The organism is Streptomyces doebereineriae (genome assembly GCF_031845645.1).
GTDB classification, from domain to species: Bacteria; Actinomycetota; Actinomycetes; order Streptomycetales; family Streptomycetaceae; genus Streptomyces; species Streptomyces canus.
Window position 1 is genome coordinate 124,619 of record NZ_JAVREZ010000017.1, and the last position, 15,266, is coordinate 139,884.

Consider the following 15,266-nt stretch of genomic DNA (forward strand, 5'->3'; position numbering starts at 1 on the left):
AACGTCTTGTTAACGCCGCTTGACGGGTCCTAACGTCATCGCACTGCCGACTCCGGTGGGAGTTCAAGGGCGAACGTTAGGTATCCACTCATGCTGACCATCCTCGGCTTCGCCATGATCGCGACCTTCCTGGTCCTGATCATGATGAAAAAGATGTCGCCGATCGCGGCGCTCGTACTGATCCCGGCACTGTTCTGCGTCTTCGTCGGGAAGGGCGCCAAGCTCGGTGACTACGTCATCGACGGCGTCACCAGCCTCGCCCCCACCGCGGCGATGCTCATGTTCGCGATCGTCTACTTCGGCGTGATGATCGACGTCGGCCTCTTCGACCCGGTCGTCCGGGGGATCCTGAAGTTCGCGAAGGCCGACCCGATGCGGATCGTCGTCGGTACCGCGATCCTCGCCGCGATCGTCTCCCTCGACGGCGACGGCTCGACCACCTTCATGATCACCGTCTCGGCGATGTACCCGCTGTACAAGCGCCTGAAGATGAGCCTGGTCGTGATGACCGGTGTCGCCGCCATGGCCAACGGCGTGATGAACACCCTGCCCTGGGGCGGCCCGACGGCCCGCGCCGCCACCGCGCTGAAGCTCGACGCCAGCGACATCTTCGTCCCGATGATCCCGGCCCTGGCCGTCGGCCTGCTGGGCGTCTTCGTCCTCTCGTACGTGCTCGGCAAGCGCGAGCGCAAGCGCCTGGGCGTGCTCACCCTGGACGAGATCCTGGTGGACGAGAAGGCCGGGGAGAAGGTCGAGGAGACCGAGACGGTGCTCGTGGGCGCCGGCGGCTCCGGCTCCGGCTCGAAGACCCCCGTGGCCACCGGCGGCTCCGGCTCCGGCACCGACGCCGAGGACGAGGCCGGCGACGCGGCGCGCTTCCAGGTCCTCGACCCGAACCGGGCCACCCTGCGTCCCAAGCTCTACTGGTTCAACGCGCTGCTCACGCTCACCCTGCTCACTGCCATGATCATGGAGTGGCTGCCGATCCCGGTGCTGTTCCTGATCGGCGCCGCGCTCGCGCTCACCGTGAACTTCCCGCACATCCCGGACCAGAAGGCCCGCCTGGCCGCCCACGCCGACAACGTCCTCAACGTCTCCGGCATGGTCTTCGCCGCCGCCGTCTTCACCGGCGTCCTCCAGGGCACCGGCATGGTCGACCACATGGCCCGCTGGATGGTGGACGTCATCCCCGAGGGCATGGGCCCGCACATGGCCCTCGTCACCGGCATCCTGAGCCTCCCGCTCACCTACTTCATGTCGAACGACGGTTTCTACTTCGGCGTCCTCCCGGTCCTCGCCGAGGCCGGCGCCGCGCACGGTGTGACCCCGCTGGAGATGGCCCGCGCCTCCCTCGTCGGCCAGCCGCTGCACATGTCGAGCCCGCTGGTCCCGGCCGTGTACGTCCTGGTCGGCATGGCCAAGGTGGAGTTCGGCGACCACACCAGGTTCGTGGTCAAGTGGGCGGCGCTCACCTGCCTGATCATCCTCGGGGCGGGCATCCTCTTCGGGATCATCTGACCTACTCCAACGGAGGACTTGAACCATGGCGCCCGGTGGGAACCGCGGCTGGCTGCTCCGCCTCGTCATCGCCTTCAGCTTCGCGCAGGGGGCGGTGTCGATGGCCCGGCCCGCCGTCTCCTACCGGGCCCTCGCGTTGGGCGCGGACGAACGGGCGATCGGCGTCATCGCCGGTGTCTACGCGCTGCTCCCGCTGTTCGCGGCGGTCCCGCTGGGCCGCCGTACGGATCACGGGCGTTGTGCGCCGCTGCTGCCCGTCGGTGTAGTCCTGATCTCCGGCGGCTGCGCGCTCAGCGGCCTCGCCGACTCGCTCTGGACGATGGCGGTCTGGAGCGGGGTGATGGGCCTCGGCCACCTCTGCTTCGTCATCGGCGCCCAGTCGCTCGTCGCCCGCCAGTCCGCCCCGCACGAACAGGACCGCAACTTCGGCCACTTCACCATTGGCGCCTCCCTCGGCCAGCTGGTCGGCCCGATCGCGGCGGGCGCGCTGATCGGCGGCTCCGACATGGCGGGCACGAGTGCGCTGGCGCTGCTCGTCGCGGGCGCCGGGGCGGCGGTGGCGTGCACGTCCTTGTGGCGCATCGAGCACCGCGACACGGCGGCCAAGTCCCGTACCGGGCAAGGCGACCGGATTCCCGTCGGGCACATCCTGCGGTCCCGGGGCGTGCCCGGGGGCATCTTCATGAGCCTGTCCGTACTGTCCGCCACGGACATCCTCACCGCGTACCTTCCGGTGGTCGGTGAACACCGGGGCATCGCCCCCTCGGTGGTCGGCCTGCTGCTGAGCCTGCGCGCGGCCGCCACCATCGCCTGCCGTCTGGTGCTGACTCCTCTGCTACGGCTGCTGGGGCGCGCGTTGCTCCTCACCGTGACGTGTCTGCTGGCGGCCCTGCTGTGCGCGGGCATCGCGCTGCCGGTCCCGGTGTGGGCGCTGGCCGTCATGCTCGCCGTGCTCGGCTTCTGCCTCGGTGTCGGACAGCCGCTGTCCATGACGACGGTCGTGCAGGCCGCCCCCGACGGCGCCCGCTCCACCGCGCTCGCCCTGCGGCTGACCGGCAACCGCCTCGGTCAGGTCGCCGCGCCGGCCACCGCGGGCCTGGTCGCCGGGGTCGCGGGCGCGGCGGCGCCGTTCGTGATGCTCGGGACGTTGCTGCTGCTGTCGGCGGGGGTGGCGCTGCGGTCACCGGGGCCACCCGGAAAGCCCGGGCCGGACGCCGGAAAGCGGCCGAAACGCCCGGGATTGCGCCGCACGAGTGATATCTGACGGCGCGCCGGGCGCCGATGCGCCCGACCGCTGCGCGCATAAAGGAGAGTTCTGCCGAAAGAGCGATTTGTATGTAAATCGTCTGAATCGGAGGAGCGCGCATGCCCACCCCCACACTCCCACGTACCTTCCGCGTTCGCGCGGGCGCCACTGTCGTCCTCACCGCCCTCGCCGCGGCCGGCGCGTCCTGGGTGGCGGCGCCGACCGCGTCGGCAGCAGGTGAGAACGGCGACATCAGGATCCATCACGTGGGCGTGCCTTTCGGCGTCTCGAAGGATGATCCCAAGGTCTGCAAGTTCTACCTGGATGCCGTCAACTTCGACATCCTCACCACCATCGCCTACACCATCACGCCACAGCCTCCGCTGAGCAGCGCCGCCACCGTCACCGGCGCCATCCAGCTCGCAGGGGGCGCCGGTCACACCGACCCGCTGGGAATGGCGGACGGGCAGTACAAGATCACCTGGATCGTGGCGGGCATCCCCAAGGACAAGGTCTTCCGCGTCAACTGCCACGACGGAAGGCAGGGCGGGGAGCGCCGGGCGGGCGACCAGATCGAGGACCGGCAGAGCGACGGCGCGGGCTGGAGCAAGAACGACCCCAACGGCCCGAAGGGCGGTGTGCACGCGGGCGGCGGCGGGCTCGTCGACACCGCGGCCGCGTTCGCGCCGGTGACCGCCGCGGGGGCCGTCGGCCTGGTGGCGGTCGGCGGTGTCGCGTACTTCCGGCTGAACCGCCGTCGGCCCAATGGCGCCGCGTAGGCGCAGACGCAGGCCCTGGTACCGGACCCGCGCCTACCGCCTCACCAGGACGGCCCTGCTCACGGTCGTCCTGGTGACGGTGGGGGTCCGGTGCACGGGTGACCACAAGTCGACCGTGCCGGGCGGACCGTACGGCCAGGACGCCGTGGCGGCCGCCGGCCCGGAGGCCGAGGTGGCAGTCGGCCCGGACGCCGAAGCGACCGGTGAGCCGGACGCCGAGGTGACTCGTGGGCCGGACGCCGAGGTGACCGGTTGGCCGGACGTCGAGGTGACCCGTGGGCCGGCCCCCTCCGCCCGTCCCACGCCCACCCGCACGCCCCCGCTCCGCCCGCTGCCCCGGTCCCGGCCGACGTCCTTCCGCATCCCGTCCCTGGGCATCGACGCCCCCATCACGGGCCTCGGGCTCATCAAGGGACGGGAGTTGGCGACACCACCGGTGGACAGACCGAAACTCGTGGGCTGGTACCAGGGCGGCCCCACGCCCGGCGAGTCCGGCACGGCGATCGCCGTAGGCCACCGCGACACCAGGACCGGCCCCGCCGTCTTCGCCGCGCTCGCCCAGGTGAAACCCGGCAAAGTGATCGAGGCGGGACGCGCGGACGGTCGTACCGCCGTCTACACCGTGGACCGGGTGAAGGTCTTCGACAAGGAGGGCTTCCCCGACAGAGAGGTCTACGGACCGGCCCGGCGCCCGGAGCTGCGCGTGATCACCTGCGGTGGACTCTTCAAGTGGCGGACGGGCTACACCAGCAACGTCGTCGTGTTCGCCCACCTCACCCAGACCCGTGAGCCGCGGCCGACGAAGAGCGCGACGGCCCGCTGAATCCTGCCGTCCGTTTTCTCACTGGCTGGACTGGAGCGTCTGATACCGCCCAGTCTCTTCCCCCGACCGGGCGCATTCCGTTAACTTCCGTGACTCACAGCCCCGTACGACCCGCCCGGGGCCTCTCGACCGCGGAGCACCAGCGCCTGATTCAGCCCTCGGGGGCACCGTCATGACACGCGCCATCTCCTTGCACGACGTGAGCAAGACCTACACGCGAGGAATCCGGGTGGTGAACCGGCTCTCGCTGGACATCGGGCCCGGCGAGTTCCTCGTCCTGCTCGGCCCCTCCGGCTGCGGAAAATCCACCGTGCTCAGGATGATCGCCGGTCTGGAGGAGATCACCGAGGGCGATCTCCGGCTCGACGGTGAGTACGCCAACGACCTGCTGCCCGCCGAGCGGCGGATGGCGATGGTGTTCCAGAACTTCGCCCTCTACCCCAACATGACCAGCCGGGGGAACATCGGCTTCCCGCTGCGCATCGAGGCCCCCAACGAGGATCCACGCGCACGTGTGGACGCCACCGCCCGCATGCTGGGCATCGAGGACCTCCTCGACCGCTACCCCGGCCAGCTCTCCGGCGGCGAACGCCAGCGGGTGGCGATGGGCCGGGCCATCTCCCGCCACCCCTCCGCCTTCCTGATGGACGAGCCGCTGTCCAACCTGGACGCCAAGCTCCGCAACCATCTGCGGGCCGAAATAGCCGGCCTCACCCGGGAGTTGGGTGTCACCACGGTCTACGTCACGCACGACCAGGCCGAGGCCATGTCGCTCGGCGACCGGGTCGCCGTGCTGCGCGGCGGAGTTCTCCAGCAGGTCGGCACCCCCCGCTCGGTGTACGCGCTGCCGCGCAACGTCTTCGTCGCCGCCTTCATCGGCACCCCGCGCATCAACCTGCTGCGCGGCCTGGTCCGGGCTCCGCTGGACGGCGCGATGACCATCAGTCTCGGCAAGCAGTACCTGCGGCTGCCCGAACCCCTCTCCCTGGACCACCAGTTGCTCCGCGTCCAGCAGGGCCGTGAGGTGATCGTGGGCCTGCGCTCGGAGGCGATCCGCATCGCCAAGCGGACCTCCGCGCGTCCGGGCGAGATGCCGATCACCGGCCTGGTGGAGCACGTGGAGTTCCAGGGCCACGAGGTCCTCGTCCACTTCAACACCGGCTCCCGCCCCGCCCTCGTCCCCGACCTGGAGGCCCCGCGACCCGCTCTACGGCCGACCCGGCGCCGCCGCCGCGACGGCACGGTCCTGGAGCGTCTGCGAGATCGCGCGGGCTCCCTGCGGGCGGGCCCGGTGGTGGTCCTGGAGGACCCGCCGGACTCCGGCCCCGAGCCCACCCCGTCCGACCCCCGCCTCCCCGGTGACCTCGTCGTCCGCACCACCCCGGACCTCGACCTCCGCCGCGGCATGCAGGTCCCCCTCCTCGTCGACATCTCCCACCTCTTCGTCTTCGACCAGCACGGAGAACGCATCTGCCCGTCCCCGGACCACCTGCCGGACTTGGGCGAGTGACGGTCCGGGTGGGGGAGGGTGCGGCTCGGCATTGAGCCCGCCGCCGCTCCGCCGCACCGCCTCCTTCGTCGACAAGGAGGTCACGCCCGGCTTCCCGGGCGGACTGACCGTGCAGTCCGGGCACGGGCAGTGGCGGGACGTGAGCGGGAGGATCGAGACGGAGCGGTCGTACGAGCTGATCCTGCTGTATCCGGCGGGGCAGGCGTCCGCGAGCGACCGGAGGATCGAGGAGATCCGGCGGGCGTACGAGAACACGTTCGGGCAGGAATCCGTGGGGCGGGTGGACGACCGGGCCCGTGCCGACTTCTGATGTCCCTGGACGGTCCGGTCCCGCTCTGGCGCGAGAAAACTATCGTCGCTAGTTTATGAAGCCGGACGACACACGCACGGCCCAGCCCGGGAGGACGCACCATGAAGGCGCACGACGGCATGTACATCGACGGCGAGTGGCGCCCGGCCACCGCCCCGGACCTGATCGAGGTCGTGAACCCGGCCGACGAACAGGTCGTCGGCCGGGTCCCGGCCGGCACCGCCGAGGACGTCGACATCGCCGTACGGGCCGCCCGCGCCGCTCTCCCGGCCTGGGCCGCGACCGCCCCCGCCGAGCGGGCCGCCCGCCTGGCCGCCCTCCGGGACGTCCTGGCCGCCCGCAAGGACGAGATCGCCGAGACCGTCACCACCGAACTCGGCTCGCCCCTGAAGTTCTCGCAGAACGTCCACGCCGCCGTCCCCGTCGCGGTCGCCGCCTCCTACGCGGAGCTCGCGGCCACGCACCCCTTCGAGGAAAAGGTCGGCAACTCCACCGTCCACCAGGAGCCGATCGGCGTGGTCGGCGCGATCACGCCCTGGAACTACCCGCTCCACCAGATCGTCGCCAAGGTCGCCCCGGCCCTCGCCGCGGGCTGCACGGTCGTGCTCAAGCCCGCCGAGGACACCCCACTGGTCGCCCAGCTCTTCGCCGAGGCGGTCCACGAGGCCGGTGTCCCGGCCGGTGTCTTCAACCTGGTCACCGGCCTCGGCCCGGTCGCGGGGCAGGCGCTCGCCGAGCACCCGGAGGTGGACCTGGTCTCCTTCACCGGCTCCACCGCGGTCGGACGGCAGATCGGCGCGACCGCCGGTGCCGCCCTGAAGAAGGTCGCCCTGGAACTCGGCGGCAAGTCCGCCAACGTGATCCTGCCGAGCGCCGACCTCGCCAAGGCGGTCAACGTCGGCGTCGCCAACGTGATGTCCAACTCCGGCCAGACCTGCAGTGCCTGGACCCGGATGCTGGTGCACACCGAGCAGTACGACGAGGCCGTCGAACTCGCCGCCGCGGCCGCCGCGAAGTACGGCGAGCGCATCGGTCCCGTCGTCAGCGCCAAGCAGCAGGCGCGGGTGCGTGGTTACATCGAGAAGGGCGTGGCCGAGGGCGCCCGAGTGGTCGCCGGCGGCCCCGAATCCCCGCGCGAACAGGGCTACTTCGTCAGCCCGACCGTCTTCGCCGATGTCACCCCAGACATGACGATCGCGCAGGAGGAGATCTTCGGCCCGGTCCTGTCCGTCCTGCGCTACGAGGACGAGGAGGACGCCCTGCGCATCGCCAACGGCACGGTCTACGGCCTCGCGGGCGCCGTCTGGGCCGGCGACGAGTCGGAGGCGGTGGCCTTCGCCCGGCGGATGGACACCGGCCAGGTCGACATCAACGGCGGCCGCTTCAACCCCCTTGCCCCCTTCGGCGGTTACAAGCAGTCCGGGGTGGGCCGCGAGCTCGGCTCGCACGGTCTCGCCGAGTACCTCCAGACCAAGTCCCTCCAGTTCTGAGGAGCCTTCCCGTGGTTCGTGCCGCCGTTCTTCCCGCCGTGGGCGCTCCCCTGGAGGTCACCGACATCGACCTGCCGGACCCCGGCCCCGGCCAGGTCCGCGTCCGGCTCGCCGCCGCCGGGGTCTGTCACTCCGACCTGTCCCTGTCCAACGGCACCATGCGCGTCCCCGTCCCGGCCGTCCTCGGCCACGAGGGCGCGGGCACGGTCGTCGCCGTGGGGGAGGGGGTCACCGGCGTGGCGCCCGGCGCCGGAGTCGTCCTCAACTGGGCGCCATCCTGTGGGAGTTGTCACGCCTGCTCGCTCGGCGAGGTCTGGCTGTGCGCCAACGCGCTCAACGGCGCCGCGAACGTCTACGCCCGCACCGCCGACGGCACCGACCTCCACCCCGGTCTGAACGTCGCCGCGTTCGCCGAGGAGACGGTCGTCTCCGAGTCCTGCCTTCTGCCCCTTCCCGAGGGGATCCCGCTCACCGACGCGGCCCTGCTGGGCTGTGCGGTCCTCACCGGCTACGGCGCCGTCCACCACTCGGCGCGGGTCCGGGAGGGCGAGACGGTCGCGGTGTACGGCGTCGGGGGAGTGGGCCTGGCCGCGCTCCAGGCGGCCCGGATCGCGGGCGCCTCCCGGATCGTCGCGGTCGATGTCTCCCCGGAGAAGGAGGAGTTGGCGCGCGCGGCCGGAGCCACCGACTACGTGATCGCCTCCGACACCACCGCCCGCGAGATCAGGGGCCTCACCGGTAAGCAGGGCGTCGACGTCGCCGTGGAGTGCGTGGGCCGCGCGACGACCATCCGCACGGCCTGGGACTCCACCCGCCGCGGCGGCCGTACGACGGTCGTCGGCATCGGCGGAAAGGACCAGCAGGTCACCTTCAACGCTCTGGAGATCTTCCACTGGGGCCGCACCCTCGCCGGCTGCGTCTACGGCAACTCGAACCCGGCCGAGGACCTCCCCGTGCTGGCCGAGCACGTCCGGGCGGGCCGCCTGGACCTCGGTGCCCTGGTGACGGAACGGATCGCGCTGGACGGGATTCCGGCGGCGTTCGACAACATGCTGGCGGGCAAGGGCGGCCGGGCGCTCGTGGTGTTCTGATCGACGGTTGCCCGGACCCCGCCTCGGGTGCTCCGGGCAACCTTCCCGCACAACCGTTGACCCCATACCGTCCGGTCAGTATGTTCAGCCGCCAACGTCCCCACGCACCCACCGGAGTGTGCACCGCATGGACACGGCCCCTTCCGCTCACCCCACTTCCACAGCAGCGCCGGCGACTCCCCACCGCCGTCGCGTCGCCACCGCGGCCGCCCTGGCCTCCGCCGTCGAGTGGTACGACTACTTCGTCTTCGGCATAGCCGCCGCCCTCGTTCTCGGCGATCTGTACTTCCCGGCGGGCAGCTCCACCGCCGGAGTCCTCGCCGCCTTCGCCACCTTCGCCGTCGGCTTCCTCGCCCGGCCGATCGGCGGCATCGTCGCCGGCCAACTCGGCGACAAGCGCGGCCGCAAGCCGATGCTGGTCCTCGCGCTCACCCTCATGGGCGTCGCCACCACGGGCATCGGCCTGCTGCCGACTTACGACACGATCGGCGTCGCCGCCCCGATCCTGCTCGTCCTCCTCCGCGTCGTACAGGGCGTCGCGGTCGGCGCGCAGTGGGGCGGCGCGATGCTGCTGGCCACCGAGTACGCCCCCGAGGGCAAGCGCGGGCTCTACGGCAGCGTCGTCCAACTCGGCGTCCCCATCGGCGTGGTGACCGCCAACACGGTGTTCCTGCTGGCCGGGGCGTTCACCACGGACGCCGGGTTCGCGGCCTGGGGCTGGCGCGTCCCGTTCCTCATCGGCCTGTTCGTCCTCGCGCTCGCCTGGTACATCCACGCCAAGGTCGAGGAGACCCCCGAATTCCGCCAGGCAGAACGGGAGTTGGCCGCGAAGGAGCAGAGCGGGAAGAACTCCCCGCTGCGTACGATCCTGCGCCACCACCTCGGCACGGTGCTCCTCGCGGGCGGCTCCTTCGCCGTGAACACCGCGACCTTCTACATCATGATCACGGGGGTCCTCGACTACACCACCCGCGAACTCGGCATGCAACGCAGTGCCGTTCTCACCGTCTCGCTCTGCATCAGTCTCACCCAGCTGGTGCTGATCCCGGCCGCCGCCGCGCTCTCCGACCGCCTCGGCCGGATCCGGATCTACGGCCTCGGCGCGGTCGGCATCGCCCTGTGGGCGATACCGATGTTCCTGCTCATCGACACCGGGTCGCTGCTGTGGCTGGCGGTGTCCACATTCGTCGCCGGTTGCTTCCTCAGCATCATGTACGGCCCTCAAGCCGCCCTGTTCGCCGAGCTGTTCACGCCGGAGATGCGGTACACCGGCGCCTCCCTCGGCTACCAGATCGCCGCCGTGCTCGGCGGTGGGCTCGCGCCCTTCCTGATGGTGCTCCTGCTGGAGACCACGGGCACGTCGATGGCGGTGTCCGGGTACATCATCGGGCTCTCGGTGATCGCGCTGCTCTGCATCAAGGTGCTTGCGAGCAGGGCGCGTTCACGCGGGGTCTGAGGCGCTCTCGGGCTGCGGCTGCGGCTCCGGTGCCGTCACCGGGGCCGCGGCCGTCCGCCGCGCTCGGGAGCGGGACACCGCCACGCCTGCGAGGCACAGTGCCCCGCCCGCGAGCGTGAGCAGACCCGGGACCTCGCCCAGGGCCAGCCAGGACATCAGGACGACCAGGGCGGGCACCGCGTAGGTGGTGGCGCCCATGCGGCTGGCGGTCGTACGGGCAAGCGCGTAGGCCCAGGTGGTGAAGGCCAGGGCGGTCGGGAAGACGCCCAGGTAGACCATGTTGAGGGTCGCCGAGGCCGGGGCGTCGGCCGCCTCCGACACCAGTTGGCCGGCAAACGGGAGGCAGAGGACGGCGCCGGTGAAGCAGCCGAACGTCGTCACCTGCAGCGGGGTCGCGGAGCCCAGGGCCGGCTTCTGTGCGACGACTCCGCCGGCGTAGGCGATCGCCGCGAGCAGGCACAGGATCACGCCGAGTACCGAGGAACCGCCGTCGTCCGACATCGACAGGCCCACGGTGACCGCGCCGGCGAAGGAGACCGCCATTCCGGCCAGCAGCCGGGGCGGCATCGCGTCCCCGAGCAGCCGGGCGCCGAGCAGGGCGATCAGGATGGGGCCGATGTTCACGACCAGGGCCGCGGTGCCCGCGTCCACCTGCTGCTCGCCCCAGTTCAGGACGACCATGTAGAAGCCGAACCACAGGACGCCGGAGACGGCGATGCCGCGCCAGGCGGAGCGTGGGGGGAGTCCTTCCCGGCGTATCAGGCAGATCACGCCCAGAGCGAGTGCGCCGGAGAGGAGTCGGCCGAGGGCCAGGGCGCCGGGGGAGTAGGCGGCGCCCGCGCTGCGTATGGAGACGAACGCGGAGGCCCACAGGATGACGGTGACGGTGGCTGCGCCGGCTGCGAGGAGTTCGGTGCGGCGGTGGTTCATCATGCTCCTGAGGTTAGGAAGGGGAGGGTGCAAAAGCTCGCGGATTTCGGACGGGTTGCCCCTGGTGGCCTCAGCGGAGCGCCTCTGCGTCGATTCCCAGGAGGTCGGTCAGCGCCCGTTCTCCTGTCGCTGTCACCTTCACCGCTCGCTCCGAGCCGATGCGTACGCACCAGCCCTCGGCCAGGGCGTGCCGGCACAGGGCCGCGCCCGCGACCCCTGCCAGGTGCGGGCGTCGTTCCGTCCAGTCCAGGCAGGCGCGGGCCAGAGGGCGCCGGCCCTTGCGGTCGAGAGGGATGCCCGTGGCCTCGAACCACGCCAGGCCCGCGTTCGTGAGGGCGAAACCCGAGTCCTGACGCAGCAGTTGACGGGACGTCAGCGCGTCCGTCACCGCGATGCCCAGTCGCCCTGCCAAGTGGTCGTAGCACGTACGGCCCCGGGCCATCGCCGAGCCCGCGCTCGACTCCCGCAGGTTTCGCGGGCGTGGGACCGCGTCCGGGGAGACCTGTGCCGCCAGGTCCTCCACCAGGTGGGCCACCCTCGCGTCGGCCAGCCGCACATACCGGTGGCGCCCCTGCCGCTCCTCTGTCAGCAGCCCGCCCGCGACCAGCTTGCCCAGGTGTTCACTGAGAGTGGACGCGGCCACACCCGCGTGCCGGGCCAGCTCGCCCGCGGTCCAGGCCCGGCCGTCGAGGAGGGCCAGGAGGCAGGCCGCCCGGGTCTCATCGGCGATCAGTGCGGCGAGCCTCGCCAACTGAGGTGCCTGCGGGTCCTTGGTCATGTGGTCCAGCATCGCGGACGGATACTTCGGCGCCCACCGAAATATGCCTACGCGGTGGGCCCGACCTGCTCGTACTGCTGGGCAAGGCCGTCCAGCAGAGCCCTGAGCCCGGTCTCGAACGCACGCTCGTCAATCTTCTCCTGCTGCTCGGCGAGAAGGTGCGCCTGGCCGAGATGGGGATAGTCCGCGGGGTCGTAGGCACTCTTGTCGTCGACGAATCCGCCCGCGAAGGAGCCGAGCGCCGAGCCCATGATGAAGTACCGCATCAGCGCGCCGATGGACGTGGCCTGCGCCGGGGGCCAGCCCGCGTCGACCATCGCGCCGTAGACCGCGTCGGCGAGCCGGAGGCCCGCGGGGCGGCGGCCGGGGCCCCGGGCCAGGACCGGGACGATGTTGGGGTGGTCGCGCAGGGCGGTGCGGTAGGAGACGGCCCAGTCGTGCAACGCGGTCCGCCACGCGCGGCCGTCCTCGAACATCGACAGGTCGACCTGGGCGCTCACCGAGTCGGCGACCGCCTCCAGGATCTCGTCCTTGGTGCGGAAGTGGTTGTAGAGCGACGGGCCGCTGACGCCGAGTTCCGCCGCCAGCCGACGCGTGGACAGTGCCGCGAGGCCTTCCGCGTCCACGAGCGCGCGGGCCGTCTCGACGATCCGGTCGGTGCTGAGGAGGGGCTTGCGCGGTCTGGCCATGGCGCACATAGTAGGGCTGCGGAACAGAAACTAGCAGTGCTAATTTAAAGGCGTCGCTCTCAAGTGAGGTGATCTCGTGGTCGACCTGGGGTTGAGTGAGGAGCAGGCTGCCGTCCGGCGGCTGGCGCGGGAGTTCGTGGACCGTGAGATCGCCCCCCATGTCATCGCCTGGGATCGCGCCGAGGAGGTCGACCGGGCCATCGTCAAGAAGCTCGGCGAGGTCGGGTTCCTGGGGCTGACGATCGACGAGGAGTACGGCGGCTCGGGCGGCGACCATCTCGCGTACTGCCTGGTCACCGAGGAGCTCGGGCGCGGTGATTCGTCGGTGCGAGGCATCGTCTCCGTGTCGCTGGGGTTGGTGGCCAAGACGCTCGCCGCCTGGGGGAGCGAGGAGCAGAAGCGCCGGTGGCTGCCGGGGCTCACCTCCGGCGAGTACCTCGGTTGCTTCGGCCTCACCGAACCCGGAACCGGGTCCGACGCGGGAAACCTCGCCACGCGCGCGGTGCGGGACGGCGACGACTACGTCATCGACGGCACCAAGATGTTCATCACGAACGGGACGTGGGCCGACGTGGTGCTGCTGTTCGCCCGGTCGACCGACGCTCCGGGCCACAAGGGCGTCTCCGCCTTCCTCGTGCCCACCGACACGCCCGGTCTGACCCGCCGCACCCTCCACGGCAAGCTCGGCCTGCGTGGACAGGCCACCGCCGAACTGGTGCTCGAGGGCGTTCGCGTGCCCGCCTCCGCGATGGTCGGTGAGGAGGGCAAGGGGTTCTCCGTCGCCATGTCCGCGCTGGCCAAGGGACGGATGTCGGTGGCGGCGGGCTGTGTGGGCATCGCCCAGGCCGCGCTGGACGCGGCCGTCCGCTACGCCGGTGAACGCGAGCAGTTCGGCAAGCCGATCGCCGGGCACCAGCTCGTCCAGGAGCTGATCAGTGACATCGCCGTAGACGTGGACGCGGCCCGGCTGCTGACCTGGCGGGTGGCCGACCTGATAGACCGGGGGCTGCCCTTCGCGGTCGAGTCCTCCAAGGCCAAGCTGTTCGCCTCGGAGGCTGCGGTGCGCGCCGCCAACAACGCGTTGCAGGTGTTCGGCGGCTACGGCTACATCGACGAGTACCCGGCGGGCAAACTGCTGCGCGACGCCCGCGTGATGACGCTGTACGAGGGCACGAGTCAGATCCAGAAGCTGGTGATCGGACGGGCGTTGACGGGGGTCTCGGCGTTCTGAGTACCGTCTGAGTACCTGAGCGGATGTGGCCGGGGTCACGGAGGGCCGAGACTCTGGCCATGAGTGACACACCGGTCAAGCAGCAGAACACGGCCGCCTTCTACGGCCAGGCCGTCGCATCCTTCGCCGTGGCCATGGCCGCCACGGCCGTCGGCATCTTCCGCCTGAACGCCGACTCCTGGGTGCGCGGCTTCCTCGCGATCGCCGTCCTGTACCTCGTCACCTCGGCCTTCACCCTGGCCAAGGTGATCCGCGACCGCCAGGAGGCCGGCCAGATCGTCAGCCGAGTCGACCAGGCCCGCCTGGAGAAACTGCTCGCCGAGCACGACCCCTTCGAGAAGCTGTGACGGGCGATGGTCGGGAGGGGGTTTGACCTGGAGGTCGGGGCTTAGCCGGACGCAGGGCGTGGGCCGCAGCAGCGGGGGTGCAGGGCGTGGGCTTTGCGAGGCCTCGGCACGGTCGGCTTCGAACGCACCGACCGCACACGCCTTGAGCGGCCTCGACTGTGCCCGCACGTCGAGCGTCTCTCCCCGCTGCCCGCGTCCAGTGGAGCTGTGGCTGCACTTCACTGCTCCGGCTCGCGGCTTGCGGCTTGCGCCGCGCTGGTCCGGCTCGCGGCCTGCGTCCCGCTGTTCCGGCCCCCGTCCCGCGCCCCCGCTGTTCCAGTCCGCACCCCGCACCCCCCTGCTCAAGCTCGCGCAGCGCCCCCCCCCGAGCGGGGCAGCTAAGCGCTCGCTCAGGTTCGGCGGTATGGTGGGGGTTCTGACAGTGGAGAGGGGCGTGTGATGACTACGGCGGAGGAGACGGCCGGCGGCGAGACGTCGGCGTGGGGCGAGGTCACGCCCGACGCGGCGCGGCGGCTGCTCATTGCCGCGGTGGAGGCGTTCGCCGAGCGCGGCTATCACGCCACCACGACCCGGGACATCGCGGGCCGGGCCGGCATGAGCCCCGCCGCGCTCTACATCCACTACAAGACCAAGGAAGAGCTGCTCCACCGCATCAGCAGGATCGGCCACGCGAAGGCACTGGAGATCCTCCAGGTCGCGGCCCGCCGCGAAGGCACCGCCACCGAGCGGCTCACGGACGCCGTGAGTTCCTTCGTCCGCTGGCACGCCGGCGGTCGCACCACCGCCCGGGTCGTCCAGTACGAACTGGACTCGCTCGGCCCCGACGCCCGCGCCGAGATCCTCGCGCTGCGCCGGCAGTGCGACGCCGAGATCCGCGGGATCATCGAGGACGGCGTGGCCTCCGGCGAGTTCGACGTGCTCGACGTGAGGGGCACCACCCTCGCCGTCATGTCGCTCTGCATCGACGTGGCCCGCTGGTTCAATGTCGACGGCCCCTGGACGCCCGACGAGGTCGGCGCGCTCGACGCCGACCTCGTACTGCGGATGGTGGGCGCGACCAAGTAGCCG

Annotated in this window: 14 protein-coding genes and 1 pseudogene; 12 read left to right on the forward strand and 3 right to left on the reverse strand. The window is 71.2% G+C overall.

What is annotated here, in order from left to right:
• Positions 1 to 90 precede the first annotated feature (90 nt).
• The 9 genes and pseudogenes from RNB18_RS37660 (at position 91) to RNB18_RS37700 (ending at position 10,223) form a co-directional block, all read left to right on the forward strand.
• Positions 91 to 1,518: a CitMHS family transporter gene (locus RNB18_RS37660; RefSeq protein WP_311718591.1), complete on the forward strand. Its 1,428-nt coding sequence runs from the start codon at positions 91 to 93 to the stop codon at positions 1,516 to 1,518.
• A gap of 25 nt (positions 1,519 to 1,543) precedes the next feature.
• Positions 1,544 to 2,782 (forward strand): MFS transporter, encoded by a 1,239-nt coding sequence (locus tag RNB18_RS37665; protein WP_311718592.1) that lies wholly within the window; start codon positions 1,544 to 1,546, stop codon positions 2,780 to 2,782.
• Between the two features lie 101 nt (positions 2,783 to 2,883).
• The gene (locus tag RNB18_RS37670; protein WP_311718593.1) at positions 2,884 to 3,543 is read left to right on the forward strand and encodes a hypothetical protein; all 660 of its coding nucleotides are present in this window, start codon (positions 2,884 to 2,886) and stop codon (positions 3,541 to 3,543) included.
• Positions 3,530 to 4,366 (forward strand): class F sortase, encoded by an 837-nt coding sequence (locus RNB18_RS37675; protein ID WP_311718594.1) that lies wholly within the window; start codon positions 3,530 to 3,532, stop codon positions 4,364 to 4,366. Before RNB18_RS37670 ends, RNB18_RS37675 begins: the two co-directional genes overlap by 14 nt.
• A 172-nt stretch (positions 4,367 to 4,538) precedes the next feature.
• On the forward strand, positions 4,539 to 5,876 hold the full coding sequence (locus RNB18_RS37680; protein WP_311718596.1) for an ABC transporter ATP-binding protein: 1,338 nt from the start codon (positions 4,539 to 4,541) through the stop codon (positions 5,874 to 5,876).
• A gap of 58 nt (positions 5,877 to 5,934) precedes the next feature.
• Positions 5,935 to 6,186 (forward strand): annotated as a pseudogene (locus tag RNB18_RS37685) (DUF3574 domain-containing protein); the annotation flags it as partial.
• A gap of 101 nt (positions 6,187 to 6,287) precedes the next feature.
• Positions 6,288 to 7,676, forward strand: coding sequence for an aldehyde dehydrogenase family protein (locus tag RNB18_RS37690; RefSeq protein WP_311718598.1), 1,389 nt, complete (start codon positions 6,288 to 6,290; stop codon positions 7,674 to 7,676).
• Between the two features lie 11 nt (positions 7,677 to 7,687).
• Positions 7,688 to 8,767: a Zn-dependent alcohol dehydrogenase gene (locus RNB18_RS37695; protein ID WP_311718599.1), complete on the forward strand. Its 1,080-nt coding sequence runs from the start codon at positions 7,688 to 7,690 to the stop codon at positions 8,765 to 8,767.
• A gap of 127 nt (positions 8,768 to 8,894) precedes the next feature.
• On the forward strand, positions 8,895 to 10,223 hold the full coding sequence (locus RNB18_RS37700) for an MFS transporter (protein ID WP_311718600.1): 1,329 nt from the start codon (positions 8,895 to 8,897) through the stop codon (positions 10,221 to 10,223).
• Here RNB18_RS37700 and RNB18_RS37705 read toward each other — a convergent pair.
• The 3 genes from RNB18_RS37705 to RNB18_RS37715 form a co-directional block, all read right to left on the reverse strand.
• Entirely contained in the window at positions 10,209 to 11,153 is a 945-nt protein-coding gene (locus tag RNB18_RS37705; protein WP_394817735.1) for a DMT family transporter, read from the reverse strand. The genes RNB18_RS37700 and RNB18_RS37705 overlap by 15 nt on opposite strands.
• Positions 11,154 to 11,223: 70 nt before the next feature.
• Positions 11,224 to 11,943 (reverse strand): ArsR/SmtB family transcription factor, encoded by a 720-nt coding sequence (locus RNB18_RS37710; protein ID WP_394817734.1) that lies wholly within the window; start codon positions 11,941 to 11,943, stop codon positions 11,224 to 11,226.
• Between the two features lie 35 nt (positions 11,944 to 11,978).
• Entirely contained in the window at positions 11,979 to 12,620 is a 642-nt protein-coding gene (locus RNB18_RS37715) for a TetR/AcrR family transcriptional regulator (protein WP_266566870.1), read from the reverse strand.
• A gap of 76 nt (positions 12,621 to 12,696) precedes the next feature.
• On the opposite strand from RNB18_RS37715, the gene RNB18_RS37720 reads away from it, so the two are divergent.
• From RNB18_RS37720 to RNB18_RS37730, 3 genes are all read left to right on the forward strand, one after another.
• A complete protein-coding gene (locus RNB18_RS37720) occupies positions 12,697 to 13,851 on the forward strand; it encodes an acyl-CoA dehydrogenase family protein (RefSeq protein WP_311718603.1) in 1,155 nt (384 codons plus the stop codon).
• 59 nt (positions 13,852 to 13,910) lie between these two features.
• On the forward strand, positions 13,911 to 14,198 hold the full coding sequence (locus RNB18_RS37725) for a YiaA/YiaB family inner membrane protein (protein WP_266526480.1): 288 nt from the start codon (positions 13,911 to 13,913) through the stop codon (positions 14,196 to 14,198).
• A gap of 438 nt (positions 14,199 to 14,636) precedes the next feature.
• On the forward strand, positions 14,637 to 15,263 hold the full coding sequence (locus tag RNB18_RS37730; RefSeq protein ID WP_057614412.1) for a TetR/AcrR family transcriptional regulator: 627 nt from the start codon (positions 14,637 to 14,639) through the stop codon (positions 15,261 to 15,263).
• Positions 15,264 to 15,266: the final 3 nt, after the last annotated feature.

Coding starts and splice junctions, on each gene's coding strand:
- RNB18_RS37660 (WP_311718591.1), top strand. CDS start 91: ATGCTGACCATCCTCGGCTTCGCCATGATCGCGACCTTCCTGGTCCTG.
- RNB18_RS37665 (WP_311718592.1), top strand. CDS start 1,544: ATGGCGCCCGGTGGGAACCGCGGCTGGCTGCTCCGCCTCGTCATCGCC.
- RNB18_RS37670 (WP_311718593.1), top strand. CDS start 2,884: ATGCCCACCCCCACACTCCCACGTACCTTCCGCGTTCGCGCGGGCGCC.
- RNB18_RS37675 (WP_311718594.1), top strand. CDS start 3,530: ATGGCGCCGCGTAGGCGCAGACGCAGGCCCTGGTACCGGACCCGCGCC.
- RNB18_RS37680 (WP_311718596.1), top strand. CDS start 4,539: ATGACACGCGCCATCTCCTTGCACGACGTGAGCAAGACCTACACGCGA.
- RNB18_RS37690 (WP_311718598.1), top strand. CDS start 6,288: ATGAAGGCGCACGACGGCATGTACATCGACGGCGAGTGGCGCCCGGCC.
- RNB18_RS37700 (WP_311718600.1), top strand. CDS start 8,895: ATGGACACGGCCCCTTCCGCTCACCCCACTTCCACAGCAGCGCCGGCG.
- RNB18_RS37705 (WP_394817735.1), bottom strand. CDS start 11,153: ATGAACCACCGCCGCACCGAACTCCTCGCAGCCGGCGCAGCCACCGTC.
- RNB18_RS37710 (WP_394817734.1), bottom strand. CDS start 11,943: ATGCTGGACCACATGACCAAGGACCCGCAGGCACCTCAGTTGGCGAGG.
- RNB18_RS37715 (WP_266566870.1), bottom strand. CDS start 12,620: ATGGCCAGACCGCGCAAGCCCCTCCTCAGCACCGACCGGATCGTCGAG.
- RNB18_RS37725 (WP_266526480.1), top strand. CDS start 13,911: ATGAGTGACACACCGGTCAAGCAGCAGAACACGGCCGCCTTCTACGGC.
- RNB18_RS37730 (WP_057614412.1), top strand. CDS start 14,637: ATGACTACGGCGGAGGAGACGGCCGGCGGCGAGACGTCGGCGTGGGGC.